Below are 25,138 nucleotides of genomic sequence, written 5' to 3'. Positions count from 1 at the left end.
CCTGACGGCATGACATAGCGTTATGAAGAAATGGCGCGGTGAGAGGGGATGTGATAGCCCTTTATTGTCGTTTGTTTGATGATGTTAAGAAGGGGAGTGCCAGATAGTGGCGCTCCCCTTTTTTAGGACAGATAGAGCGCCATGCGCGCTATTAAATAGGTTGGCGAGATCATGGGTGTGGGGTCAGTTTATGGCGCACAACGTTCATTCGGGTATGACGCGCATGTGGTTGCCGCGTAGGGGTTGTGCGGGGCTGTGGTGCGTTAGGATCACCGAAGCCTAAGAAGCCCATGTCAGGCTGTGGGCGTCCGGGGTCGTCCAAGGTGCGTGCCGTCGGTGCGACTGCGGAAATGCCCGTGCTTCCCTCAACATTAAGGTGACCATTGCCGTGTTCTTGGGTGATCGCGTCATGTTTGACATCGGTCGTCATACGCCCGTCAGGGTTGTAAGTGCGCAAGGACAGGAGAAGGAACATAATGTCATTGCGGCCAAGATCAATCGCGAGGTCAAGCGGTGTTTGGTCGAGGACATTATGGGCATTCATATCCGCCCCGCGGCTTAAGGCTTCTTTTGCCGCGAGGAGGGATCCACGATTAACAGCGTCAAAGAGGGCTCCTGTTGGGTTCAGATCCATACGCGAATGGCCTTGGTCTGTATCTTCAGATTCAGACCCCGGTAGAGCGGAGGGAGGAGCTGCGCGACGAGCCGCTTTACGAGCCTCAGCTTTCTTTTGGGCATCCATAGCCTCTTGTTCCGCCTCTGCTTCATCAGCGGACTGAGCATGAGCGGCGTGCCATGGCGTAAACGCCAAGGGGGCAACAGCAAAAGCCGCAAGGAAGAGTAAATGCGGCAGACGGGGCAAGGCAGGGATGAACGATCGCATGATGGAGAGTATAGCCTCTTCTCAAGCCGGAAGCGAATAAAGGATACTGTCGTAACAGTGATAATACATTTCAATAAGCTCTTCTACCGATTAACGCCCTTCACGCCACCAGCCAAGAGCTAAAAGCAAGAGAATGACAGGTAAAATGCCCCATGAGGGTAATAAAGGCGTTTCACGGGTGGCTCCAGCAATTGTTATTTGATGACGCGGGAGGCCCATCCAGTCTGGGCCATGGAGCGCTGTTTGATCCGTTATTGAGCGGATCGTTGGTGTCGCTGCTCCATCAAGCCAATAGATGCCTCCTGAAGATGCGGTCACAAGAGGGCCGAGGATGTGCGCTGTGCTGCGAAGATCAGCATTCTCAACAGGGTCGGGATCACCCGAAGCTGCAAAAGCAGTTAGCGCGTCTTGATGGATTGTCCAGATATGAGCGTTATGCGTGTCCTCTTCTGAAAGAGGGAGTGCGCCCTGTAAGACGGAACGGTGAGGTTGTGGCGTGAGCATAAGGCTCTGGTGGGTGCCAGAAGGTGTCAAAATATCAGCTGAACGTGGGGCTGAGTGCTGCTCAAGATGACGTTCTACGATCAGGGTTTGACCGTTAATATGAGCATCTAGGCGGTTTTCTTCTAAGTCTGGCTCTTTCATAAGCCAATGAGATAAACGTCGCAGAAGCTCAGCCTGTGGGCCGCCTCCTTGTTCCCCACGAGACCAGAGCCAGGCTTGGTCAGTCAGCATCATCGCAACGCGCCCTTGGTCTACATGATTGAGCAGCAAAAGGGGTGATCCGTGTGGGGTGGCAAGCAAGCTCGTGCCACGTGATTGGTCGGGTTTGAGTGCACGATACCATGACCCCCATTCTTTCCCCCATGGCCCTGTGCGCGGTAAGCCGCTTGTGACGGGGTGTTCTTCTCCTTCTGGGGTAAGGCGAGGATGAAATGCTTCTGTGATCATCCCGTTACTGGGGATATGAGCGGGGAGAACATCGCGCAAAGACGTATCTTGTAAGCTCCCATCTTGGAGCATCTCTGGCCCAGCGGTTACGAGTAACCCGCCGCCTTTGCGGACATAGTTGGCGATATTGGCAAGATACGCATCGGGAAGAATATTCTGATTACGAAAGCCATCAAGAATGATGAGGTCAAAGCTGCGGATCTTTTGTTCAAACAACTCATGCGTTGGAAAAGGGATCAACGCAAGATCAGAGATTGGCGTATCATCTTCCGTGTCGGGTGACCGCAAAATGGTGAAGTGGACAAGATCAACCGAAGGGTCTGCCTTGAGAAGTTGGCGCCACACACGGGCGGCCTGATTAGGCACACCAGAGACAAGAAGCACACGTAACCGGTCACGCACACCATGAATACGCAGCACAATGGAGTTATTGCGTGTGGACACATCGTCAGACCGTGGCGTGACGTACACGTCTTTCATCGTGTCGCCGACATGGGTGATCGGGATGGTTAGATCAACCGGCTGTCCAGCGATGGAATGCGCGAGGAGGACAGAACTGCCATCGGGGCAGTGCTCCATAATATCGGCAGGCTGACCAGGGGATGTGCCAAGGTCATCAACTTGCAAGCGGATATGAGCCTCTTGGCCGACAATCACGTAAGGCGGTTCATTCAGAACGCGAAGACGGCGATCGACTTCTTCTCCCTTTGCTGTCAGGAGAAGATGGAGAGGAAGGAGATTGCCTTGGCTCCCTTTAAGCGACGAAGGAAGCTGTGGAGGGGTATCGTGGTTCATTCCATCGGTGAGGAGGAACACACCGGTGAGGTTTGGGTAATTGAGGGCTTCGCGCTCAATTGTTTGGAAAAGCTGTGTGCCATTCCCATTCCCACCTGAGACATCCACACGATGGAGGTGAAGGTTCGTCAGCTTACCCGCTTGAGCTGTAATGTCATTGACGGCACGCTCTACTAAGTTGTGACGATCACGAACGCTCATAGAAGGCGATTGATCAACGACCAAAAGTGCTTCTTGAGGCTGTGGACGCAGCAGCGGATGGGCAATTTGTGGGCCACTGAGCCAGAGCAGCATTAGCAGCATCGCACTGACACGCCAAATGAGGCCGGGGATGCGCTTCCAAAGACCATAGGCGAGTAGTGCGAGAATGCAGAGCGCTGCACTCATCAAACCAAGAGGAGAGAAGACGGGTGTCCAATCAAGGGTCATCAGGGGCCTTCCTCGCCAGTAGGCTGCTGAGTGTCATCTTGGGTGTTCTTGAGGCGGTGAAGCATCTCGGGGTAATGACGCTGGTCATTTTTATAATTGCCCGTGAGTGCATAAATCACAGCATTAAAGCCAAAGCGATAGGCTAGTGTGCGTTGACTCTCACCATCGGGCACAACGGCAAAAGGTGGATGACCCTGTTGGTCAATCGCCCAAGCATGGGCCCAATCTCCATTACCGATAATGACAGGGCTAACATTCTCTCCGTTGTCGTCACCAAAGCGTGCGACATAAACGGGTTGCCCCGACACGCGGCCCGGATAGTCGTGCAGAAGGTAAAAAGCATGAGACAATGTGTGCGTGTCATCAATGGGGGTGAGCGGGGGAATGTCGAGCTCTTCTGTCACACGTTTAATGGCTCTGCGTGTCGCGTCCCCATTACTATTATCGAGAATGCTGCCAGCCCCCATTTCGTCTAACAATAGAAGGCCGCCATGATGAATATAGTCGTTCAGAGCGGCGTTCTGAGCTGGGCTGGGTTGGGCATTTGGTAAAATGGGCCAGTAAATAAGCGGATAAAAAGCGAGATCATCATGCCCAAGGGTTACGCCAATCGGGGCACCAAGGTGGGCCGTGCTGCGATGATTTACAAAATGTGTCAGCCCTTCCAACCCCTGTCGGGTGGCTTCGTCAGTTGGTGCATCGCCTGTCACAACATACGCTAAATGAATGTCCAGCGCACCAGCAGGGACGGTATCAGAGGGAGCTGAAAAAGCAGCGTTGCCTGCAAAAGAGACGCCACCAACCACCACAGCAACCCGGAAGAGAGGCAAAAATCCCTGACGGCCCAGAGAGCAGAGAATGTCCACACCAAAGAACACGAGTGCGAGCACACTAAGAATAGGCCAAAGGGGCCAGTCAGGCGTGACAAAATCAGGATTTTGAAGCGTGCCCAAGACAGGTTCATCACGTAAAGGCGAGGCATCGTCAGCAAGATTGAGTGGTTGAAGCTGTTCGGCAGGGCCATACAGTCCCACAGGATGAGTGGCATCAACGTGCCGGTTTTTGCTGTTGAGCGGACGCGTACTGGTATCCGCAGGGCCCAAGGTTCCTTGCGCGGTCAGAATCTTCCATGCGGGGAGATCTGTATTGCGTGCGAGAACGCGATGGTCAGACTGGGCAAGGCTTGGCGCGTTGGTGACGAGACGTTCCAGCATTTGAGGGAAAAGACCTGACAGTGGGAGGGTCGACCAATCCGCCGTTGGTGTTGTGTGGAACAGGACGACCATACCGCGTCCTTCACGACGTGCGGTGACGAGAGGGGTGCCGTCGGTCAGTGTTGCCCAAACATGCTCTTGGAGGTCATTCGTGGGTTGGGCCAAGACTTGCCGTGTGACGGTAACTTCTTTGGGAGTAGTGAGGCCTGCAAAGGGTGAATGAATCGGGAAATTGGCCAATCCCTGAGGGGAGCCCCACGACATTGGCCCGCCGAGTTGACGCATGCCGTGCAGAAGGGGGACGGGCAGAAGAGCGCGATCCGTGTCTGAAAAAGAACTCTCATCACGATGGGCGAGATCCGTCCCGGCAAAACGAACCAGTACGCCGCCTTTCTGTACCCATGTGAGCGCATCATGTTGAGTGTCTGGATCCGTTAAAGTTCCATCTGGTGCCATTACAATGGAAAGCGGACTGGTGAGCAGGGATTTCAAGTCTCCACTACGCACGGCACCTTGTTTGCTCATGGCTTCAGTCAGATAAAAGGCTGTGCCCGTTAGGGGGGCGTTATCGCCACCAAGATGTAAAATCCCAACAGGATGTTGATGTTGCCCGCCATTAAATAAGAATGTGCCAGCCGGTGGGGGAACAGCTGGCGCACTCACGGCGTCTAAAGACGTTGCTAAAGCGGCAGGCAAGGTCAGAGCGCTGGGCGTGCCTGTTTGCGCCGTCCAATGAGCGAGGGTGCTGACTTGCCCTTGTTCATTCACTGTTAGGCCATGGAGCGATAATGAATGCGACGGACAATGAGGCAGTGTTTCGGCAAGAATGGACGGCGCGTGTTGATGTGAAGGGGCGCGGTTAAGGCGGATAAGATCGCACCGCTCCCAGCGAATATCACGCACATCATGGGCATCTTGGATGGCCTTTTGAAGGGCGTTGTCACTATCCTGTGCAAGGCCGTCAGAGAGGATAACAAGGCTGGAGTGTGCAAGCTCCTGATGCAGTGCGGCGCTGTTAAGCTGCTGGGCCAGTGCAGAGCGGTCAACGGGCCAAGGCCGAGCTTGTATCTTACGCAGGTAGCGCTCTAACGCGAGGTGATCACGTGGATGAACACTCTCGGGGAAAGGGCCGCCGGGGTCATGCGCGGTGAGCAGAACAGTCACGGATCCGCCCGCTTGAAGGGTTTTATCACCGAGAATTTGTGCTGTTGTGCGGCGCTCTTCCCAATGGGGCATGGAAGCCCAGCCATTATCAAGGACGATCACCAAGGAAGATGGGCTTGGTTGGGCCTGCTTCCTCAGCCAAAGAGGCTGGCTAAAGGTGACAATAACGAGGATGAGTGCGGCCATCCGTAAAAGCAATAACCAGAGCGGGGTGCGAGCACTATCTTGTCGTTTTGGGGCAAGTTGGCGCAGGAGGAGAAGTGATGAAAAACGCTTTTCTCGCGGTTGAGGCGGTGTGGCTTTAACGAGCCAAATCAAGCCAGGCAGGAGAAGAAGAAAAAAGAGAAGAGCAGGCGTTAGAAAGCTCATCGTTTCTCTCCCAGCACGTGATGAAGGCGCATGAGTGATGCTCCCATAGGCTGATCTGTGCGGTAGGGAATGAAAGAGGTTGACCGCCCACCGTGAGAGAGGCGCGCTAGATGGTTTTTGAGGTGCTGTTGATAGGTTTCGCGTAAGCTACTGACAGCAGGGAGGGTGAGCGTATGGGGCTCTTCGTCACTTCTAAAACGCACATGCCCCGTATAGGCAGAAAAGTCGCGCTCTTGTGGGTCAAAGATACCAAAGAGAGCGGTGATGCCAAGCCGTTTTTGCGTGGCGGTAAGCAGCGCATCAAGCTCGTGTTCCGGCCATAAAAAATCACTTGCCATGATAAGAGAGGCCTGAGGCGATGCATGATGAAGCGTAGGGTTGGGGGGCGCTTCTATGAGGTCATGGGCAAGCCGAGGGAGATGTTGCGGCCCGCTATAGCAGCGTGGGCCACCGAGAATACCAACGCGTTCGCCTGCTTTAAGCGCCGCTTGGCCTAACGCAAGGAGCGCTGTGATGGCTGCATCACGTTTGGTGGATAGCTTATCTGTTGAGCGCCACTCCATGGAAGGTGAACGGTCTGCCCATAAGAGAAGTTGCCGCGCGGACTGACGTTCGCGTTCACGAACCCATAAGGTCTCGGGGTTGGGAGAGCGTGCTGATTGTTTCCAATCCACCAAAGTCGCTGGTTCAAGGGGCATATGAGGGCGGTATTGCCAAAAATCCTCACCATGCCCCGCTTTTCGTCCGCCATGCCGTCCAGCCTCAAGCGCTGTGGCAAGCTTACCTGCTGAAAGGATCAGCTCCGGCAGAGGGCTGTGATGGTTCGCAGCCGGGGAGGAACGCTTAGCCTGCGGCAAGAGAGAGCGGAGGAAGGACGGGATAGGCACGGTGGTAGCGTCTCCTTTGCCCCGACTTAGGAACGTGCTGAGAGTTGGTCTGCAATGAGGCGTTCGGCTGTCATGCCTTCAGCCTGTGCGCCATAGTTGACACCCAGACGGTGTGCTAAGACCGGAATAGCCAAAGCTTGTACATCGTCCACACTGGGGGATAAACGTCCACCAAGCAAGGCGCGGGCACGCGTAGCGGTCATGAGTGTTTGAGCCGCACGTGGGCCGGGGCCATAATCGAGTGCCTTACGCACATTGTCGCGTGCGTTTTCATCGTTTGGTCGTAATCCACGAACGAGATCCAAAATAGCATCAAGCACTTTTTCCCCAACCGGAAGACGACGCACGAGGTCTTGCGCATCAAGAAGGTCGTTATGGGAAAGGAGGCGCTGGGGTTTGGCTCGGCGTTCCCCTGTGGTTTGGATCAGCATCTCACGCTCTGCAGCCCGTGCAGGGAAGTCGAGCGTAATTTGCATCATAAACCGGTCAAGCTGTGCTTCAGGGAGGGGGTACGTCCCTTCTTGCTCAATCGGGTTCTGTGTGGCCAAAACGTGGAAGGGTTCGGGCAAGGCCCAGGTTTTCCCGCCTTGCGTTACGTGGTTTTCAGCCATGGCTTGCAGAAGCGCTGACTGAGTGCGTGGGCTAGCACGATTGATCTCATCAGCAAGAACGAGCTGACCAAAAATGGGGCCGGGCAGGAAGCGGAAATGGCGCTTGCCGTGTTCATCCTGCTCTAAAATTTCAGCCCCAGTAATGTCGCTGGGCATCAGGTCAGGTGTGAACTGAATACGAGAACTCTTGAGCCCCATAATCTGCGCGCAGCTTGTCACGAGCAAAGTCTTACCAAGCCCGGGCGCTCCCATAAGGAGTGCGTGCCCTCCGCTGAGAATAGTCGTGACGACATGTTCAATCACGTTTTGCTGACCAAGGACGGTTTGTCCAATGGTAGTCACCAGCTTTTGGAGCAAAGGGGCGAGGCGATCAGCCTCAGCAATATCCTGTTCACCCTGCTCTAAGGGGCGGTTTATATCGGTAAAATGATGGTGCTCGGTCATGCTCCCCCCTCGACGATGGACTTGGCTATTGTCTCAAAGAATACAGTCTTCTGCCAAGCTCTTTTATGCAGATTATCACTGGCATTCTTTACGATAGCGGGGAAGGGGGTTTTATTGTGACGGGATCGTCACCAATTTCAATGCAGATTGAGGCAGGTTCTGAACAAAGAGGGAGGGAAAGTTGAGCGATTATGCGATACGGAGGCTAGCCCCTTCTTTGGGGGAAGACCCAACTGAGCAGAGTGTTTCTGAAGAAATGCCGCGTGTTCTCCCGTTTCATATCCGTCGTGACGGGACATGGTTATATCGTGGCACAGCAATCACGCGTAAAACGATGCTATGTCTTTTTGCGTCACTGCTAGATCGTGATGAGAAAGGGGATTATTGGCTGAGAACTCCCACTGAAGAGGGTATTATTCAAGTCGATGATGTGCCCCTAATGGCTGTGGAGCTCGACTTCCGAGGTCATTCTTCACGGCATCAGAATCTGTGTTTGCGGACGAATATGGATGAGCTTCTCTGCGTCGGGCCAGAGCATCCTCTTATCTGCGATTGGGATCGTCCTGCTTCAGATAGCACAGTGCCCTATGTGTATGTGCGCGCAGGTCGGGGGAAATATCCCATTATGGCGCGTCTTAGTCGACCCATTTTATTCGAGTTAGCGGCTTTGGCGACGCAAGGGCATGTTAAAGGTGAGCCGTGTTTGGGGGTTTGGAGTCAGGGAGAATTTTTCCCGTTATCCCGCCTTTCAAATGAAGAAGATGAGATGCCACCTTTGGACTGGATCTTTTGACGGTGGTTGCTTCTACGTTGTTGGTACATGAGCGTTTACGCCAGTTTCCCGGTTTTGCTGGGCTAGAGCGTTTATGGGAGGTTATTCCTACGGCACGACTCGTGGGTGGATCTGTTCGGGATGTACTTTGTGGGGCGACGGTGCATGACCTTGATTTAGCCAGCCCACTTCCTCCTGAAGAAGCACAGGCATGCTTGGAGGAAGCCGGCGTTAAGGTGATCCCCACAGGGTTGGCTCATGGCACAATTACAGCGGTGATTGATCATCACCCTTACGAAGTTACGACTTTACGGCGTGATGTGGAGACGGATGGTCGGCACGCTGTGGTGGCATGGACGGATAATTGGCAGGAAGATGCCGCGCGGCGTGATTTTACGATCAATGCGATGTCGTTAGATCGGGATGGCACGCTCTATGATTTTTTTCATGGACAAGAGGATTTAGAAGCGCGTCGCGTTCGTTTCGTTGGACGGGCTGCACAACGGATTGAAGAAGATGCGCTGCGGGCTTTGCGTTTTTTTCGTTTCCAAGCGCGGTATGGAGGAGATGTTCCTGACCAGGAAGCCTGTGCGGCGATTACGCAGCATTGTCAGAATATGGCGCAGCTTTCTGTTGAGAGGATCGCGTCTGAACTTCTCAAAATATTAGCGGGCCCCAATCTTGAATCCACAATTGGTCTTATGGATCAGACAGGTCTTTTGCGCACACTTCTTCCGCAGGCAGAACCGTCAGGATTAGCGGCTTTATTGGCATGCGAGGGGCAACAGCGTGCTCTTGTGCGTCTTTATGCGCTTTCGCCTGATCCAGCGGTTGGGCAAGCGCTGAAGCTCTCAAACGTGGAGAAATCAGCTCTAAATGCGTATGCTCAAGCCCACCCTGTTCTACGTCCTGAGATGGATGATGATGATATTCGGCGCGCACGCGTTCTTCAATCGGAAGCCGTTTTGATTGACCGCACGTGGCTTGCTCAAGCGCATTATGATGCGTCCCCAGAGGCCAGTTGGGAGCGTTTGCGGGCGCGTATCGCTGCTACCGCGCAACCTGAATTTCCTCTTGCAGGGCGTGATGGAATTGCGCTTGGGTTGAAACCTGGGCCGGAGCTGGGCCAATGGATAAAGAAAACGCGGGCCTGGTGGATGGCGCAAGGCTGCCGTCCAGACCGGCAAGCGTGTCAGACATGGCTTATGCAGCAGCTTCCCTCCCAAGAATGAGGCTGTTAGGGTTCGCCCTATGACGCAGCATAGCACAGATGATACGGCCAGTTTCGCGCTTATTGGGCGGATATGGCGTGAGGAAATTCGCCCTCATATAGGCCATGTGAGCCTGATTTTTATCCTCACGATCGCGATGGCTGTGCTCACGGCTCTTTACCCGCTGGTGATCAAGCGTGCGATTGATATGTTTGCCGCTCATGACCCGCGTATTCTCTATCAAGTGCCGATTTTGGTCATCCTTGTCACAGGGGCGAAGGCTCTTGCGCAATATGGGCAAAATGTTGCGGTGCAGAAGATGGTGATGCGCGTGGTGCGGAGCCTTCAAGGGCGCATGTTCGTGCATGCTCTAGGGGCTGATATTGCCCGGATTGAACGTGAGGCTCCTGCTCAATGGGCAGCGCGTTTTACCAGCGATGCCTTGGCAATCCGTGAAGCGCTAACACGCTCGGTAAATGCGTTGGGTGATGTCGTGACGATTGTTGGGCTGGTCGCATCAATGATCTGGACGGATTGGGAGCTCAGTGTGATTGCCGTTGTGTTATATCCCTTGGCAACCATTCCGGTGCAAAAGTTGGGCAGGCGCGTGCGGCGTGCATCGGGTGGCATGCAAGAGCAGGTGGGCCGAACCTCTGCTTTATTGACGGAGAGTTTTTCTCTTGCTCGACAAATTCGCATTTATCGGATGGAGAAGCTGGAAGAAGGCCGCATTGGTCGTGCGTTAGATCAACTTCATGATCTATTCTTACGCATTGCGTGCAATCGTGCTCGTTTGGATCCGATGCTGGAAGTCATTGGTGGGGCAGCGATTGCTTTGGTGCTGGGTTTTGCGGGGTGGCGTTCAGCGATGGGTGGAGCCACGCTGGGTGACTTTACGGCATTTATTGCGGCTTTGTTTGCAGCATCGCGCCCTTTGCGGGCGCTAGGCTCGCTCAATACATCCCTTCAAGAAGGGTTAGCGGGCATGGCGCGTATTTTCACGGTGATTGATGAACCGGCCGCTGTTTCTGAAAAACCGGAGGCCCGCTTGCTGCCCGATGGGGAGGGGCATCTTGTTTTTTCCCGTGTGTCGTATCGTTATCCCGATGGTCATGAGGCTTTGTGTGATTTTGAGCTCGAGGTTCAACCGGGAGAAACAGTCGCGTTTGTGGGGCCAAGTGGCGCTGGGAAATCGACGGCTCTATCGCTCATTCCTCGTCTGCATGATGTCAGTGCCGGGGCGATTACAATGGAAGGGGTGGATTTACGTGATCTCACCTTAGCGAGCCTGCGGGATCAGATTGCTTATGTTAGCCAAGAAACAGCGTTGTTTGATTTGTCCGTGATGGACAATATCCGCCTTGGTCGACCTGACGCCTCTGATGAAGAGGTCGTGGCTGTCTGTAAAGCAGCAGCTTTGGACTTTGTGGAACAGCTGCCTGACGGCATTCATACTGTGATCGGGACAGGAGGGCAGCGTCTTTCCGGTGGGCAGAGGCAACGCGTCGCGTTAGCGCGTGCTTTACTACGGAACCCACGTTTCTTACTGTTAGATGAAGCCACTAGCGCGCTGGATTCTGAAAATGAAGCACGCGTGCAGGAAGGGTTGAGCCAATTACGCCGTGGGCGGACAACCCTCGTGGTGGCACATCGTTTGGCGACGGTGCAAACAGCGGATAAAATTATTGTGCTGGATCAGGGAAAGATTGTGGAAGCCGGCACGCATACCGACCTCCTGCATCAAAACGGCCTTTATGCGCGGCTGGTGCGGATCCAATCCTTAGGGGCATCCTGAAAGACAGCGACAAGGTCAGGCAGAACAGTTTTATAGAGATCGCCTTTAAAGCCGAGGTCATAGCTTCCCTGCGTGATCTCTGCAGGAGAGACCCAACGCCATGTGCTAAACTCGGCAGGGTCTTGTCCATCAAGGCGAATGTCACTGTCTTGGCCGGTATAACCGAAGACGAACCATTTTTGCCGTTGCCCGCGATAACGTCCGCCCAATGCTTTACCGATAAGGGCAGCTGGGAGGTCATAGGCATACCAATCTTCCCGTTCTCCTAAAAGAACAGCCTTGCTGGTTCCGATTTCTTCCATCATTTCCCGTTGAGCGGCTTGATGTGGGGTTTCCCCGTCATCAATCCCCCCTTGAGGGCATTGCCAGACCTCACCAGGGAGGTCTGCGCGTTGGGCGAAGAAAAGCTTCCCCTCTGCATTAAACAGCGCAATGCCGACATTGGGGCGATAGGGAAGATCGGTAGGGGTGGTCATTTTTGCGTTCCCTGTGTCTGTGGGGTCGCCGTCATGAGCGTGACGAGGCGTAATGCCTGTTGAAGTTGGAAGTCAGTTTCCGGTTTTTTCGGGTCAAAAGCCGGCCACTTTTGTGGAGGAAGACGGTCAATCTTCTTCGCTCCTTCGGGTAAATCATGACGCAGTGTTTCTTTAGTCTCTGAGCTTCCGATATTGGTTAGGACATGGGCAAGGTCGGACTCGTGATAGGTAAAAGCGCTGTCATCCTCACGGGTGGCTTGCACAGCGATATCTGGCGTAATGCCGAGGCCCTGAATAGAACGACCAGAGGGCGTGTAATAGCGTGCCGTCGTTAGGCGAATAGCGCCTTGGTCTCCAATAGGGAGGATTGTCTGCACAGAGCCTTTGCCGAAGGTGCGTTCTCCCATAATGATCGCTCGGTGATGGTCTTTCAGCGCTCCTGAAACAATTTCGCTGGCAGAGGCAGAACCCGCATTGGTCAAGACAACAATGGGGAGACCGTGGGTAATGTCAGTATTTTTTCCGTCCCAGTGCTGATTATTTTCAGGGTGACGTCCACGGATGGAGACAATTTCCCCCTCACGAATGAAGTCACGTGACACAGCAATGGCTTGGTCAAGCTTCCCACCCGGGTTGGAACGCAGGTCAAGGACGAGGCCATTCAGTGTTTTCCCGGGAGTTTTAGCGACATCTTTGACGAGTTTTTCGTAAGCTTTGCGCATATCGTGCTCAAGAGCATCGTCAAACTCAGTGAGGCGAATATAGGCCGTGCGTCCGTAAAGAGCAGAGCGCACAATCTGCGTATGAATGATTTCCCGTGTGAGGGTGAGGGTCTGTGTTTTCCCCGTTTTAGGACGGAGAATGGTGAGGACAATTTTGGTGCCGGGTTTCCCACGCATTTTACGCACGGATTGATCCAGCGTGAGGTCGGCAATGCTTTTATTGTCCACCATTGTAATGACATCGCCAGGCTGAATACCGGCGCGGGCTGCGGGTGTATCGTCAATAGGAGAAACGACGCGAACATGCCCTGAATCCGCCTGAACCTGGAGGCCCAACCCGCCAAACTGCCCAGACATTTCATCTTGCATGTCTTTAAGCTGCTGTGGATCCATATAGGAAGAATGTGGGTCAAGATTGCCGACCATGCCTTGGAGGGCATTATTGATGAGCTTCTTGTCTTTAATAGGCTCAACATATTCAGAATGAACAACATCCATGACCGTGCCGAGGAGGGTCAGCATACGAACGGTCTCGGCGTTATTGTCTTGATCGTCGTTTTTATCATGCTGTGCCGGTTGGGCGCTGTCTGCGGTGAGGGCTGGCAGCGAATGGGCCATATTGTGGCTGTAGGCGGGGCCAACCCCGGCCCCGAACAGGCCGTATGCTAGGCCCATAACAGCACCGGTAACACCCAAAATCGGACCGGTTTTGACTATCATAATGGTGTCATCCTCACAGGGAAGAAAGGAGAAAAGTCGGGCCACAGGACTATGTCGCGGCATTAAACGGTAAAGCTAGCTTATCTCTTTTCGATTAAAGGTGAAACTCTACCGAGCATGATTGGTGTAAAAATCAGTCTGTTAGGGAGAAGATGTGAGAAAAGGCATGGGGTTGGCAATGTTTGTGCCACGGCGGAATTGTACAAAAAGGTGCCCTCCTTGCTGGGGCATCGCGCCTAAACGGTCATGACGCTGAATCGCTTGCTGAGTTTGCGCGGTAATATGGCCGAAGCCTGCGAGAACAAAACGCTGGCTGTGCCCGCAATCAAGGATAACCATCGGCCCAAAGGAGCGGAAATCTCCTGTAAAGAGAAGGCGGCCTGAACAGGGAGCATAGACTGGTGCTGAGGGAGGCGTGCGATAGGTCAAGCCTGTTGCAGGCCCGGCCTCTGTTTCTTGCCCCCACCGGGTGATGAGTGTTCCTTGGACGGGGGAGAGGCCTTGCCCCTTAGCCAGACCAGGGCCAGTATCAAGCGCGTGAAGGGCCGTTTCTGCTTGATGGGCTTGCGTGCCATGGTGCTTTTTGCGCAGCAAACGTGCTTGTTGCAGCAAATGACGGCGCGCAGCAGCTTCCTGCCGGGCTAGGCGTTCAATCGCATTGGTAAGTGAGTGCATATTGGCCCGTGACTCGTTGAGTAAAGCTCGGGAATGCGCAAGATTTTGTTGAGCCTCTTGTTGCTTTGCGAGGGCTTCTTGGGCTCGCTCTAAGCTTTCGTTATGGCGTTGCTCTTGCTTTTGTTGTTGGGTTTGTATCAGTCGCGCGTTTTGATCAAGTTGAGTTTGAGAGTGATGGAGAGCGAGCCGTTCACGCTGAAGCGCATTGGCATGGTGCTGTATGGCCACAAGGCGAGCGTGTAGAAGAGGCAAGGCTAGAGCTGGATCTTCTGACGTTGGTGATGCGGGGCGGAAGAGTGGCCCGGGACTTTGCTGTATTTGCATCAGAAGTGACAAAAGAGAAAGTGCTTCCTGTGTTTGAGCTGTTTCCTTTTGGTCTAGCATTGTGTCGCGTGTGTCGAGCTGGGCCATTTGGTTGTTGAGACGGACGAGTGTGGCTTGCGTGCGTTTTAAAGCAAGTTGTAGGCGGCGTTGCTGTCTTTTGAGTGCGGTTACTTGCTGGGTACTTAAACGTGCTTGTTGCATATCATGCTGTGTTTGTTGCTCGCGCATTTGAAGATTTTGAATTTCTTGTTGTAAGTTGTGTTGGAGGGTTTGGCGTGCTTCTTGGCTCTCGTGCGATGTTTGGGTATGGGAGGGAGAGTGTGCCTGACGTGAGGAGCGTGCGAGTGTTTGTGATGCTGGCACGATGAGACATTCCCCAATGAGGAGGGGGACGATTAAAGAGGTCAACAGGAACTGTCTTATACAGAGCACAGAAGCAGCCTCTTTATCTTAAGGTGACGGTTTTATTATTCTCTTATCACGCTCGAAGAGAGAAAAACCATCATTGCGCTGCACTCTTCTTTGTCAATTAACCTGTGCATAGTAGGGTAATTTCTTCTTCATACAAAACCTCGTTTAAAAGACGTTGCGATGCGTAGAAAAGGAACGCTTATGAATATTGAAGAAAATGAAGGATCTGATGCCCCCGGGTGCGCATGTGGAGATTTAAGCGACGAGCAACGTCGTATTTTGCGAGACCACGGGACGGAACGGGCTGGAACCAGTCCGTTGAATGATGAAAAACGCCCCGGCCGTTATTGCTGTGCTGGGTGTGGGCATGTGCTGTTTCGTTCTGAAAAGAAATATGACAGTGGCTCCGGATGGCCGTCTTTCTTTGATGTTGAAGAAAATGGGGTCGGGGTGTCAGAAGATACGCGTTTTGGGATGTATCGTGTTGAAGTACATTGCGCGCGCTGTCGTGGTCATTTAGGGCATCTTTTTCCCGATGGGCCGCTCCCAACGGGAAAGCGTTATTGCATGAATGGCCTTGCTCTTCAGTTTATTGCTGATGATGAGGTATCCACAGAGAAAGGCTCTTAATGTCGTCATCTTCTTCTATGGTGCGTGTGCTGACACATCCTCTTGTCCGCCATAAATTAGCATTTCTTCGGCAGCGTGATACGCCCATTGCTGTGTTTCGTGCTTCAGTGAGAGAGCTGAGTCTCCTTCTTGCTTATGAAACACTAGAGGATCTTCCGTTAATGCACGCGAAGGTTCTTCTGCCGGATGGTACTCAAGCCGCTGTTGAACGGATGGATGAAGCGCAGATTTGTTTTGTGCCCATTTTAAGAGCAGGGTGTGGTTTGCTTGATGGCATGCTAGATCTTGTTCCTTCCGCAAGTGTTGGGCATGTCGGTATGCAGCGTGATCATGTAACATTGGAAGCGGAAGAATATTATTTCAAAGTTCCTGACCATATTCATCAGAAATGTTGCATTGTGTTAGACCCTATGCTGGCGACAGGAAACTCTGCCGATGCCGCTATTACACGTCTTAAACAAGCAGGGGCTAAAAATATTATTTTTGCCTGTTTGATTGCAGCTCCTGAAGGCGTTGCTTTGCTTCAGAAAATACATCCTGATGTGCGGATTATAACCTGTTCTCTTGATGAGAAACTTAATGAAAAAGGCTATATCGTCCCCGGGCTTGGGGATGCAGGGGATCGTTTTTTTGGAACGAATTAAGAGGGGAAAGGCCCAGTAAAGACTGGGCCTTATTTAAAGGCTGGGCCTTATTTTACGAGGCGCGCCGCAATATCGGCAACATGCTTGCCTAAGAAACGGCCGCCATCACGTTCATTCTCGCTCACTTGGCGAGAGCCGTCTGGCCCAGCGATGGTGGTGGCCCCATAGGGTGCGCCGCCGCTGATCTCGCTGTTTGTGAGCTGCCCTTGGAAGGAGTAAGGCAGGCCAGTAATGACCATTCCGTGATGGATGAGGTTCGACAAGATAGAGTAGAGGGTCGTTTCTTGCCCACCATGTTGGCTGCCTGTGGACGTAAAGGCGGCACCGACTTTCCCGATTAACGCCCCTTTGAGCCATAGGCCGCCAGTTTGGTCAAAGAAGTTAGCGAGCTGAGCCGGTAGGCGTCCAAAGCGTGTTGGGCCGCCAACGATAATGCCGTCGTAATCGACGAGTTCAGAAGGCTGTGCGATCGGGGCTTTCTGATCTAGCTTAAACCCGTTTGCTTTGGCTGCGTCTTCGGGAACGAGCTCTGGAACACGACGAATATCGGCTTGTGCCCCAGCATCACGAACACCAAGAGCGATGGCTTCAGCCATTGTTTCAACATGGCCGTAGGTCGAATAGTAGAGGATTAAAATGCGTGGAGAAGACATGATTCACATTCCTTAAAAAGAGAAGGCAGGGCTGCTGGCCTATGACGTGACCATAAGCCAGCTTTTGCTCCTCTGTGAACCAACAGAGCTAAAACATATTGTTTCAATTTTGTACGAAGAAAGGCTTACTCTCGGCGCACTGTGTAATGTTGGGAGAGATCACTTTCGATCTGTAGGGCATGTTCAGTATCGCGTGCTTCAATCATCACAACCAGTTCAGCCGTTTGCACAGAAGGAGCGGCGAAGAGACGGTGATGAGACACTTCAATAATGTTCCCGCCAAAATCACCAATTTTCTGCGAAATGTCCGCAAGCAACCCAGGCCGATCGGGGATCTGGAACACAAGGCGCAAGATACGGCCTTCGCGGAGGAGCGAGCGTAAAATGACATGCGCGAGAATGCGGGCATTAATATTTCCGCCAGAAATAGGAAACCCGACTTTTTTACCTTTAAAGAAGTCGTGATTGGCTAAGATAGCGGCTAATGGAGCCGCACCTGCGCCTTCGGAGACTTGTCGGGCTTTCTCTGCAAGCGTGGTAATCGCGCTTTCAACCTGCAGTTCATCAACGACAAAGACACCATCAAGCTGATGGTTAATAATGTCGAGGCAATGATGACCCGGATGAACGACAGCGATTCCTTCCGCCAACGTTGAGCCTCCTGGCACGTCCACGGGGCCTTCGGGGTAATGACGCAAAGGAGAGTAGGCAGAAACCTGAACGCCATAAATCTTCGTTTGTGGGCGAAGAGCCTTTAAAACGGTGAAAAAGCCGGAGATAAGCCCCCCACCGCCGATGGGCACCACGACCATATCAAGGTCAGGGGCATCTTCGAGCATTTCGAGCGCGCACGTGCCTTGGCCTGCGATCACGGCAGGGTCATCAAAAGGGTGGATCAGGGTGCGGTTTTCTTTTTGACGTAGCTCTTCGGCAGTAGCACAGGCTTCGTCAAAATTATCTCCGGCAAGGACGACACGCGCGCCCCAGCTTTTTGTGGCAGCAACTTTTGTCGCAGGCGTAAAGCGGGGCATCACGATGGTGGCATCAAGGTCAAGGAGGCTCGCTTGACGGGCAACACCTTGCGCATGGTTCCCAGCGGACACAGTGATGACGCCGTGGGCACGTTCTTCAGGCGTGAGGAGGGCCATGCGGTTGGCGGCTCCACGTTCTTTGAATGAACCGATAGCCTGAAGATTGTCGAGTTTAATGCTAATGTCGGCTTCCGTAATTCGGGAAAGAGCAACATTGCGAATCGTTGGAGTACGGGCAATAGTTGCTGCAATACGTTTCTGGGCGGCGCGAACATCGTCCAGAGTGACCCGAGTATCGGAAGCACAATCAGTCATTATTTATACACCACTTTCAATATTTCATACGTGCGGTCTCCGCCCGGTGCGGGCACAGAGACAGAATCTCCCACATCTTTACCGATGAGGGCCTTAGCAAGCGGAGAGGAAACGGAGATCCGGCGTTCTTTGATGTCGGCTTCATGGAGGCCAACGATCTGATACGTGCTCTCTTTATCGGTTTCCTCATCCACGAGCTCAACTGTTGCGCCGAACTGCACGCGGTCGCCTGAAAGCGTGGAAGGATCAATCACCTCTGCGGTGGAGATGAGACTCTCCAGCTCAAGAACGCGCCCTTCAATGAAGGACTGACGGTCGCGTGCGGCGTCATATTCAGCGTTTTCTGAGAGGTCACCATGAGAGCGCGCTTCGGCGATAGCACGAATAACGGCCGGACGGGCCTCCGTCTTTAGGTGACGCAACTCGTCCTCAAGGCGTTTGAGCCCTTGGGCGGTCATGGGGCTTTTCTGCACAGTGCTTCCCTCAAGATTAGACAATAGAACAAACAAAAACGCGCCGCTCCTTCCCCTTCCATAGGGATAACCCTGCGGAGGGGAAGGAGTCGGCAGCAATAACGCTAGGCAGGATAAACAGCACAGAGCCTGTGCTGCAAGCCTACCGAACGTGTCTTAGAAGTCTCCGTGGAAGTAAGACTGTAGTGGAGCCACTCCCGGATCGCCGTTTTTAAGGGCTGCAATCGCGTAGGTAGCAGCACGTGCACCAGCGATGGTGGTGTAGTGAGGAACCCCCATCGTGAGTGCTGAACGGCGGATATCAAAGCTATCACGAGCAGCTTGCCCTCCTTGCGAGGTGTTGATGACCATTTGCACCTCACGTGAGCGAATGGCATCGACACAATGCGGGCGGCCTTCCAATACCTTGTTGGTGCGTGTGACGGGAATACCGGCTTCTTCGAGACGTTCAGCCGTATGGCGTGTGGCGAGGATGGTAAAGCCCATATCCACCAGCTTCCGCGCGACAGGCTGCACATGTGCCTTGTCACTATCACGCACTGAGAGGAAGACCGTGCCTTCGCTTGGGAGGTTAACGCCAGCCGCAAGCTGAGACTTCGCAAAAGCGGTTTCAAACGTGCTGTCGAGGCCCATAACCTCCCCTGTTGAGCGCATTTCCGGCCCTAAGATCGTATCAACGCCAGAGAAGCGGTGGAACGGGAAGACAGCCTCTTTCACTGCGACATGAGGGGCTACGCTGCGACCATCAAGAGTGAAGTCTGTCAGCTTGGCGCCGGCCATGATGCGTGCGCCAATTTTCGCGACAGGAACACCGGTTGCCTTGGCTACGAATGGCACGGTACGAGAAGCGCGAGGGTTCACCTCAAGAACGAAAACTTCGTCATTCTTGATGGCAAATTGCACGTTCATCAAGCCACGAATCCCGAGCTCACGCGCCATGGCTTCCGTTTGTTCTCTCAGCTCTGTGACGAGAGCGGGTGAGAGCGTGTAAGGAGGGAGGGAACATGCAGAGTCACCGGAGTGAATGCCTGCTTCCTCAATATGTTCCATCACACCAGCGACATACACATTCTCTCCGTCTGCGATGCAGTCCACATCAGCCTCAATGGCATCATTGAGGTAATGGTCGAGCAGAACAGGAGCGGAGGCGACTTCTTCGCCAGCAGCGCGCAGCACAGTGTTGAGATAGTGCGACAACCCTGCGCGATCATAGACGATCTCCATCGCACGGCCGCCGAGCACATAGGATGGACGCGCAACGACGGGATAGCCCACCTCTTCGGCAACATCGAGCGCCATATCAGGGCGATGAGCAATGCCGTTTTTCGGCTGACGCAGCCCCAGCTTACGCAGCATGTCTTGGAAGCGTTCGCGGTCTTCAGCGCGGTCGATCGCATCAGCAGGGGTGCCTAGCAGGGTGATGCCAGCGGCCTCAAGCGCACGGGAGAGCTTCAGCGGTGTTTGCCCACCATATTGCACGATGCAGCCAAGCAGACGGCCATTTGTCATCTCCGTGCGGGCGAGGGCAACAACGTCTTCCTCTGTCAGTGGCTCGAAATAGAGACGGTCGGAGCTATCATAGTCGGTGGAAACGGTCTCTGGGTTACAGTTGACCATGATGGTTTCAAAGCCGGCTTCGCGCAGAGCATAAGCAGCATGAACACAGCAATAATCGAACTCAATCCCTTGGCCAATCCGGTTAGGGCCACCGCCGAGAATGATGATCTTATCACGATCTGTCGGGCGGCTTTCACATTCCGGTGTGCCGAATCCGCCTTCATAGGTGGAGTAGAGATACGGCGTATCGGAGGCAAACTCAGCTGCGCAGGTATCAATGCGGCGATAAACAGGCTGGACGTTCAGCTTGTTACGCAAAGCCTCAATGTCTTTGACGCTCTTACCAGACAGGCGAGCTAGTTGACGGTCTGAGAATCCCTGAGCCTTGATGTTGCGCAGGTCGATGGCGTCTTGAGGGAGGCCATCGTGCTCAATCTGGCGCTCTGTTGCCACCAGCGCTTCAATCTGACGAAGGAACCAAGGCTCAAAATGGCAAGCTTCTTGGATGTCTTCCAAGGAGAGGCCTGCACGGAAGGCCTGAGCGACCATCAAGATGCGTTCTGGACGCGGCTCAGAGAGAGCGGCACGGTAAGCATCTGGGGAGCCATCGCCGGGCGCTTCGACAGGATCAAGCCCCGTGAGGCCAGTCTCCATAGAGCGGAGGCCCTTTTGGAGAGATTCGGCAAAGCTACGTCCCACGGACATTGCTTCCCCCACAGACTTCATAGACGTGGAGAGCAACGCTGGCGTGCTTGGGAACTTCTCAAAGGTAAAGCGTGGAATTTTGGTGACCACATAATCAATGGTCGGCTCAAAGCTGGCAGGCGTGGTGCCGGTAATATCGTTGGTGAGCTCATCAAGCGTGTAGCCAACAGCCAGCTTTGCGGCGATCTTAGCAATCGGGAAACCCGTTGCTTTAGAGGCCAGAGCAGAGGAGCGCGAGACGCGAGGGTTCATCTCAATGACGACCATCCGGCCATCAACGGGATTGACGCCGAATTGGACGTTAGACCCACCTGTTTCCACGCCAATCGCACGCAGGCAGGCGATGGAAGCATCACGCATCCGCTGATATTCTTTATCTGTCAGCGTTAGAGCGGGGGCAACAGTGATGGAGTCCCCAGTATGCACACCCATTGGGTCGATATTTTCGATGGAGCATACAATGATGCAGTTATCCGCCGTGTCACGCACGACTTCCATCTCGAACTCTTTCCACCCGATGACGGATTCTTCAATCAGAACTTCCGTTGTGGGGGAGGCGTCTAGACCACTACGAACGATTTCATCGAATTCTTCGCGATTATAGGCGATGCCGCCGCCTGATCCTCCCATCGTGAAGGACGGACGGATAATGGCGGGTAGGCCGGTATGCTCAACCGCCTCGCGGGCTTCTTCAATCGAATGAGCGATGGTACTGCGTGGGCTTTCCACGCCAATCTTTTCCATCACTTCACGGAATTTGAAGCGATCTTCAGCGCGGTCAATCACATCTGCGCGAGCACCGATGAGCTCAACGCCGTGCTTTTCTAAAAAGCCAGACTTATCAAGGGCCATGGCGGCATTAAGAGCTGTCTGTCCGCCCATTGTGGGCAAGACCGCATCGGGCTTTTCTTTAAGGATGATGCGTTCAACAAATTCCGGTGTGATCGGTTCGATGTAGGTCGCATCGGCCAATCCGGGATCGGTCATGATCGTAGCCGGATTGGAGTTCAGAAGAATAACGCGATAGCCTTCTTCCTTCAGAGCTTTACAAGCTTGCGCTCCGGAATAGTCGAACTCACAGGCTTGGCCGATAATGATCGGGCCAGCACCAATGATGAGGATGGAGCGGATATCAGTGCGTTTTGGCATGTCTTATGCTCCTGCCTTCTGAGTTGTGCCTTGTGTGTTCGCACGACGATCCATGACGGAAACAAAGCGTTCAAAGAGGTAAAAACTATCGGTCGGCCCGGGGCTTGCTTCTGGGTGATATTGCACCGAGAACGCTTCTTTCACCGTAGAGGCGATCCCTTCGTTAGAGCCATCAAAGAGGCTGACATGGGTGACTTTCACCGTTTCAGGAAGGCTCTTCTCATCTACAGCAAAGCCGTGATTTTGGCTGGTGATTTCTACCTTGCCTGTGGTGATGTCCTTAACCGGCTGGTTAGCACCGCGGTGACCACGTTCTAGCTTATAGGTGCTGCCGCCTAGAGCACGAGCAAGAAGCTGGTGGCCAAGGCAGATCCCAAAGATCGGCACGTCAGCATTCATCACAGCCTGAATAGCGGGGACAGCATAAGTGGCCGTTGCCGCAGGGTCGCCCGGGCCGTTGGAGAGGAAAACACCTTCTGGCTTCAGGGCCAAAATCTCTTCGCCGGTTGCGGTGCCGGGGAGGACATGGACATCACAACCAGCAGAGACCAAGCTGCGGAGGATGTTATCTTTCGCTCCATAATCAAGAGCGACGACGCGGCGCTTTACGTCTTTTTCAGGACGTTGATTTTGCCAGACCGTCTTTGTCCAGTGGCGTTTGCCTTGCGCGACGTCCTTGGCGAGATCCATCCCGACAAGGCCCGGCCATGTGCGCGCTTTTTCCTTCAGATCGTCAACGTCAATCTGCCCGTTGCGTGGGAAGGAGAGCACCGCTGTTTGTGGGCCTTTGTCGCGTAAGGTGCGCGCTATGAAGCGTGTATCAATGCCGCTAATGCCACTGCGCCCCTGAGCGATCAGCCATTCATTAAGGGGCTGATGAGAGCGCCAATTGGCTGGAGCGGTTACGTCCTCTTTCACGACCAAGCCGAGGGCTGCCATTGTCGGCGCTTCGTTATCCTCGGGATTCGTGCCGACATTGCCGATATGTGGGAAGGTGAAGGTCACAATCTGCCCGGCAAAAGAAGGGTCTGTCAGTGTTTCCTGATAGCCTGTCATACCCGTGGAGAAGCAAAGCTCTCCAACGGCGGCGTCATTATGAGCGCCAAAGCCGCGCCCCCATAGGAGGGTGCCATCAGCAAGGGCAAGAGCCGCTGTTGCGCCGTTTGGACGGGTTGTATTGGAGGCGTGTGACATAGAAGGCGCTTCCTCTGAAGTATCGTTCAGATCTGCCAGGGTAATTCCCGGCACGTGGAGGAGTGCAGGCCAGTGTTTAGCGGGCACTGTGCCGGACTGGCGCCATTTGCGCACAGCCTCGCTGCCAACACCGGTAAGCTGGGCGATTTCGGTAACGCCCCCTGCTTTTTGAATAATTGCGTCAATGTTCATGGCTTTCTCCGCCTCGTGCCGTCCTCAGAGACCTACCGCCTAGATAGGGCATGAGAGATGAAATGGGAAGTTTTTTCCGGAATGAAAAGAGAAGATCTGCAAACTGGGAAATTTTTTCCGAGATTCTCCTCTTTATCGACAGGCTCATAAGAGGCTGGTAGAGGTTTAAGCGTCTTTTTTGACTAAGAAAAACATCATGGCAGGAGTATGGTTATGTCACTTCGCGCACGTCTTATGGACGATATTAAAGCCGCAATGAAGGCTGGGCAGTCTGAACGCGTCGCTCAGCTGCGTGCAATTACAGCGAAAGTTAAAGATTTAGATGTGGCAGCGCGTGCGAAGGATGCCGTCGTTAGTGATGAGGATATCCTTCTGGCTTTGCGTTCTATGATTAAATCGCGCTCAGAATCAGTGGAGATGTATACCAAGGGTAACCGTCCAGAATTAGCAGAAAAAGAAGAGCGTGAAATTGAGACGATCCGTTCTTATCTGCCGGCCGAGTTGGATGATGACACCGTGAAGACAGCGATTAAAGAGGCTGTTGCTGAGGTGAAAGCTGAGAGCATGAAAGATATGGGCCGCGTGATGGCGGTGCTTAAAAAACGCTTTGGCGCGGCTTTAAATGCGGCGAAAGCAAGTGCTTTTGTCAAAGAGCATTTAGGCTAAGAGATTTAAAGAAGGCAGTCCTAAGGTCGTGGGACTGCCTTCTTTTATGACGGAACGATCTAAGCGTGTCCGTCCAGTGTATGTTTGCTCGGCCGATGGGCATACATGCAGCTCAGCACACTGCTGCTGACGAGAATAATGGCGAGGGCCTCGGGAAGTGTTGGCCAGCGCTGTTCCCACAAAAATCCGTAAATGAGCGAAAAGAGCGTTTCAAAGAGGATCATCCCGCCGACCATTGTGAGAGGGACGAGGCGGCTCATACGGTTCCAAAAACTGTTGGCCGCGACAGAAGCTAAGAGGCCCATGCCCATCGAAACGGCGATAAAGAGCCCCCATTTTCCCGTTGGAACGGATTGCCACAGGAAGGCAGCAGGCAGCATCAGAAGGGCCATCGCTCCCGTAACAAGTCCGGTAAGCATATTCCATTCATGCTCACTGGTGGGGGGATTCGGCTGGTTAAGCCAGCGTGCATTGCGAATGGTATAAGCGCTCCAAGAAATCAGAGCGATGACCGCGCAGAGCAAGCCGATTATGAGGGAAAACGCACTATGGCCTTGTGTGCTGTGGCTTGCCATATGAAAGCCCTGCCACGCAATGCAGCTTATGCCTGCTGTGCTCAAGAGAATAGACGGCACAAGGCGTCGTAAAGGGACGGCACCGTCTTCAAGGGCCCCGATGACCGTGACGGTTACGGGCAAAAAGCCAACGATGAGTGTTGGCATGGCAATACCGCAGAGCTGAACGCTTGTACCGAGGATGACGTAGTAGAGAATATTCCCCAAAAAGCTGAGAATAATAAGCTCGCGCCACGCTGACCCTGTTAGGCGGGCGACAAGATGTCGCCAACGTGGAAGAAGAGCGACAAGAGCAAAGAGACCGTAGGTCATGTAACGCACGGTAGCGAGTTGGAGAGGGCTGAACGGTTGGATCAACGCAGGTGCTAGCAGGGCTAGCCCCCAAAGTGCTCCTGCGGCCGCACCGCACCCAAAACCAACAAGCGTCGTGTGTTTCATACGCAAAGAGTGTCTCCGTGATCTATGAAGTGAGTCATGCTATGATCTGCATGATCGTATGAG

At 53.6% G+C, this 25,138-nt stretch carries 20 protein-coding genes; 6 read left to right on the top strand and 14 right to left on the bottom strand.

All coding sequences use genetic code 11. The features are described from left to right. Positions 1–169: 169 nt before the first annotated feature. The 5 genes from GS535_RS00485 to GS535_RS00465 form a co-directional block, all read right to left on the bottom strand. Complete coding sequence (locus GS535_RS00485; protein ID WP_160791631.1) at positions 170–883, bottom strand: ankyrin repeat domain-containing protein; 714 nt, start codon at positions 881–883, stop codon at positions 170–172. A gap of 90 nt (positions 884–973) precedes the next feature. Next, on the bottom strand, positions 974–3,058 hold the full coding sequence (locus GS535_RS00480; protein ID WP_160791632.1) for a VWA domain-containing protein: 2,085 nt from the start codon (positions 3,056–3,058) through the stop codon (positions 974–976). Further along, positions 3,058–5,805, bottom strand: coding sequence for a DUF4159 domain-containing protein (locus GS535_RS00475; protein WP_160791633.1), 2,748 nt, complete (start codon positions 5,803–5,805; stop codon positions 3,058–3,060). Before GS535_RS00475 ends, GS535_RS00480 begins: the two co-directional genes overlap by 1 nt. After that, complete coding sequence (locus GS535_RS00470; RefSeq protein ID WP_160791634.1) at positions 5,802–6,692, bottom strand: DUF58 domain-containing protein; 891 nt, start codon at positions 6,690–6,692, stop codon at positions 5,802–5,804. Before GS535_RS00470 ends, GS535_RS00475 begins: the two co-directional genes overlap by 4 nt. Positions 6,693–6,718: 26 nt before the next feature. Further along, on the bottom strand, positions 6,719–7,747 hold the full coding sequence (locus GS535_RS00465; protein WP_160791635.1) for a MoxR family ATPase: 1,029 nt from the start codon (positions 7,745–7,747) through the stop codon (positions 6,719–6,721). A gap of 181 nt (positions 7,748–7,928) precedes the next feature. On the opposite strand from GS535_RS00465, the gene GS535_RS00460 reads away from it, so the two are divergent. Genes GS535_RS00460 through GS535_RS00450 form a run of 3 tightly spaced genes read left to right on the top strand, consistent with a single transcriptional unit; the run spans position 7,929 to position 11,525 of the window. After that, positions 7,929–8,540, top strand: coding sequence for a DUF1285 domain-containing protein (locus GS535_RS00460; RefSeq protein ID WP_202401555.1), 612 nt, complete (start codon positions 7,929–7,931; stop codon positions 8,538–8,540). Between the two features lie 2 nt (positions 8,541–8,542). Next, on the top strand, positions 8,543–9,751 hold the full coding sequence (locus GS535_RS00455) for a CCA tRNA nucleotidyltransferase (protein ID WP_160791636.1): 1,209 nt from the start codon (positions 8,543–8,545) through the stop codon (positions 9,749–9,751). Between the two features lie 19 nt (positions 9,752–9,770). After that, positions 9,771–11,525 (top strand): ABC transporter ATP-binding protein, encoded by a 1,755-nt coding sequence (locus GS535_RS00450; RefSeq protein WP_160791637.1) that lies wholly within the window; start codon positions 9,771–9,773, stop codon positions 11,523–11,525. On the opposite strand, the gene GS535_RS00445 is transcribed toward GS535_RS00450, so the two are convergent. The 3 genes from GS535_RS00445 to GS535_RS11255 form a co-directional block, all read right to left on the bottom strand. After that, the gene (locus GS535_RS00445; protein WP_160791638.1) at positions 11,483–12,001 is read right to left on the bottom strand and encodes an RNA pyrophosphohydrolase; all 519 of its coding nucleotides are present in this window, start codon (positions 11,999–12,001) and stop codon (positions 11,483–11,485) included. The two genes, GS535_RS00450 and GS535_RS00445, sit on opposite strands and share 43 nt — an antisense overlap. Next, a complete protein-coding gene (locus tag GS535_RS00440; RefSeq protein ID WP_160791639.1) occupies positions 11,998–13,443 on the bottom strand; it encodes a S41 family peptidase in 1,446 nt (481 codons plus the stop codon). Before GS535_RS00440 ends, GS535_RS00445 begins: the two co-directional genes overlap by 4 nt. A 141-nt stretch (positions 13,444–13,584) precedes the next feature. Then, positions 13,585–14,805 carry a peptidoglycan DD-metalloendopeptidase family protein gene (locus GS535_RS11255; protein WP_160791640.1) on the bottom strand — a complete coding sequence of 407 codons (1,221 nt, stop codon included), beginning with the start codon at positions 14,803–14,805 and terminating at the stop codon, positions 13,585–13,587. Positions 14,806–15,054: 249 nt separating this feature from the next. Between GS535_RS11255 and msrB the strand changes: the two genes are divergently transcribed. Together msrB and upp are read left to right on the top strand one after the other, a co-directional pair. After that, on the top strand, positions 15,055–15,483 hold the full coding sequence (msrB, locus tag GS535_RS00430; protein ID WP_160791641.1) for a peptide-methionine (R)-S-oxide reductase MsrB: 429 nt from the start codon (positions 15,055–15,057) through the stop codon (positions 15,481–15,483). Further along, positions 15,483–16,127 carry a uracil phosphoribosyltransferase gene (gene upp / locus GS535_RS00425; protein ID WP_160791642.1) on the top strand — a complete coding sequence of 215 codons (645 nt, stop codon included), beginning with the start codon at positions 15,483–15,485 and terminating at the stop codon, positions 16,125–16,127. The genes msrB and upp overlap by 1 nt, the downstream gene beginning before the upstream one ends. A 47-nt stretch (positions 16,128–16,174) precedes the next feature. Here upp and wrbA read toward each other — a convergent pair whose 3' ends face one another. The 5 genes from wrbA to carA form a co-directional block, all read right to left on the bottom strand. Beyond that, on the bottom strand, positions 16,175–16,780 hold the full coding sequence (wrbA, locus tag GS535_RS00420) for an NAD(P)H:quinone oxidoreductase (protein ID WP_160791643.1): 606 nt from the start codon (positions 16,778–16,780) through the stop codon (positions 16,175–16,177). A 125-nt stretch (positions 16,781–16,905) separates the two neighbouring features. Then, positions 16,906–18,126: a threonine ammonia-lyase gene (locus GS535_RS00415; RefSeq protein ID WP_160799094.1), complete on the bottom strand. Its 1,221-nt coding sequence runs from the start codon at positions 18,124–18,126 to the stop codon at positions 16,906–16,908. Continuing rightward, the gene (gene greA, locus GS535_RS00410) at positions 18,126–18,599 is read right to left on the bottom strand and encodes a transcription elongation factor GreA (protein ID WP_160791731.1); all 474 of its coding nucleotides are present in this window, start codon (positions 18,597–18,599) and stop codon (positions 18,126–18,128) included. The genes GS535_RS00415 and greA overlap by 1 nt, the downstream gene beginning before the upstream one ends. A gap of 156 nt (positions 18,600–18,755) precedes the next feature. Further along, positions 18,756–22,010, bottom strand: coding sequence for a carbamoyl-phosphate synthase large subunit (gene carB / locus GS535_RS00405; RefSeq protein WP_160791645.1), 3,255 nt, complete (start codon positions 22,008–22,010; stop codon positions 18,756–18,758). 3 nt (positions 22,011–22,013) lie between these two features. Further along, positions 22,014–23,396: a glutamine-hydrolyzing carbamoyl-phosphate synthase small subunit gene (gene carA, locus GS535_RS00400; RefSeq protein ID WP_160791646.1), complete on the bottom strand. Its 1,383-nt coding sequence runs from the start codon at positions 23,394–23,396 to the stop codon at positions 22,014–22,016. A gap of 213 nt (positions 23,397–23,609) precedes the next feature. Here carA and GS535_RS00395 point away from each other — a divergent pair, with 213 nt between their 5' ends. Continuing rightward, the gene (locus tag GS535_RS00395; protein ID WP_160791647.1) at positions 23,610–24,062 is read left to right on the top strand and encodes a GatB/YqeY domain-containing protein; all 453 of its coding nucleotides are present in this window, start codon (positions 23,610–23,612) and stop codon (positions 24,060–24,062) included. A 59-nt stretch (positions 24,063–24,121) separates the two neighbouring features. On the opposite strand, the gene GS535_RS00390 is transcribed toward GS535_RS00395, so the two are convergent. Further along, a complete protein-coding gene (locus GS535_RS00390) occupies positions 24,122–25,075 on the bottom strand; it encodes a DMT family transporter (RefSeq protein WP_160791732.1) in 954 nt (317 codons plus the stop codon). Positions 25,076–25,138 lie beyond the last annotated feature (63 nt).

This window comes from Saccharibacter sp. EH611, from assembly GCF_009834765.1.
GTDB lineage: Bacteria > Pseudomonadota > Alphaproteobacteria > Acetobacterales > Acetobacteraceae > Saccharibacter.
Note: the sequence above shows the minus strand (reverse complement) of the source record. Positions and strands in the feature narration are given on the sequence as shown.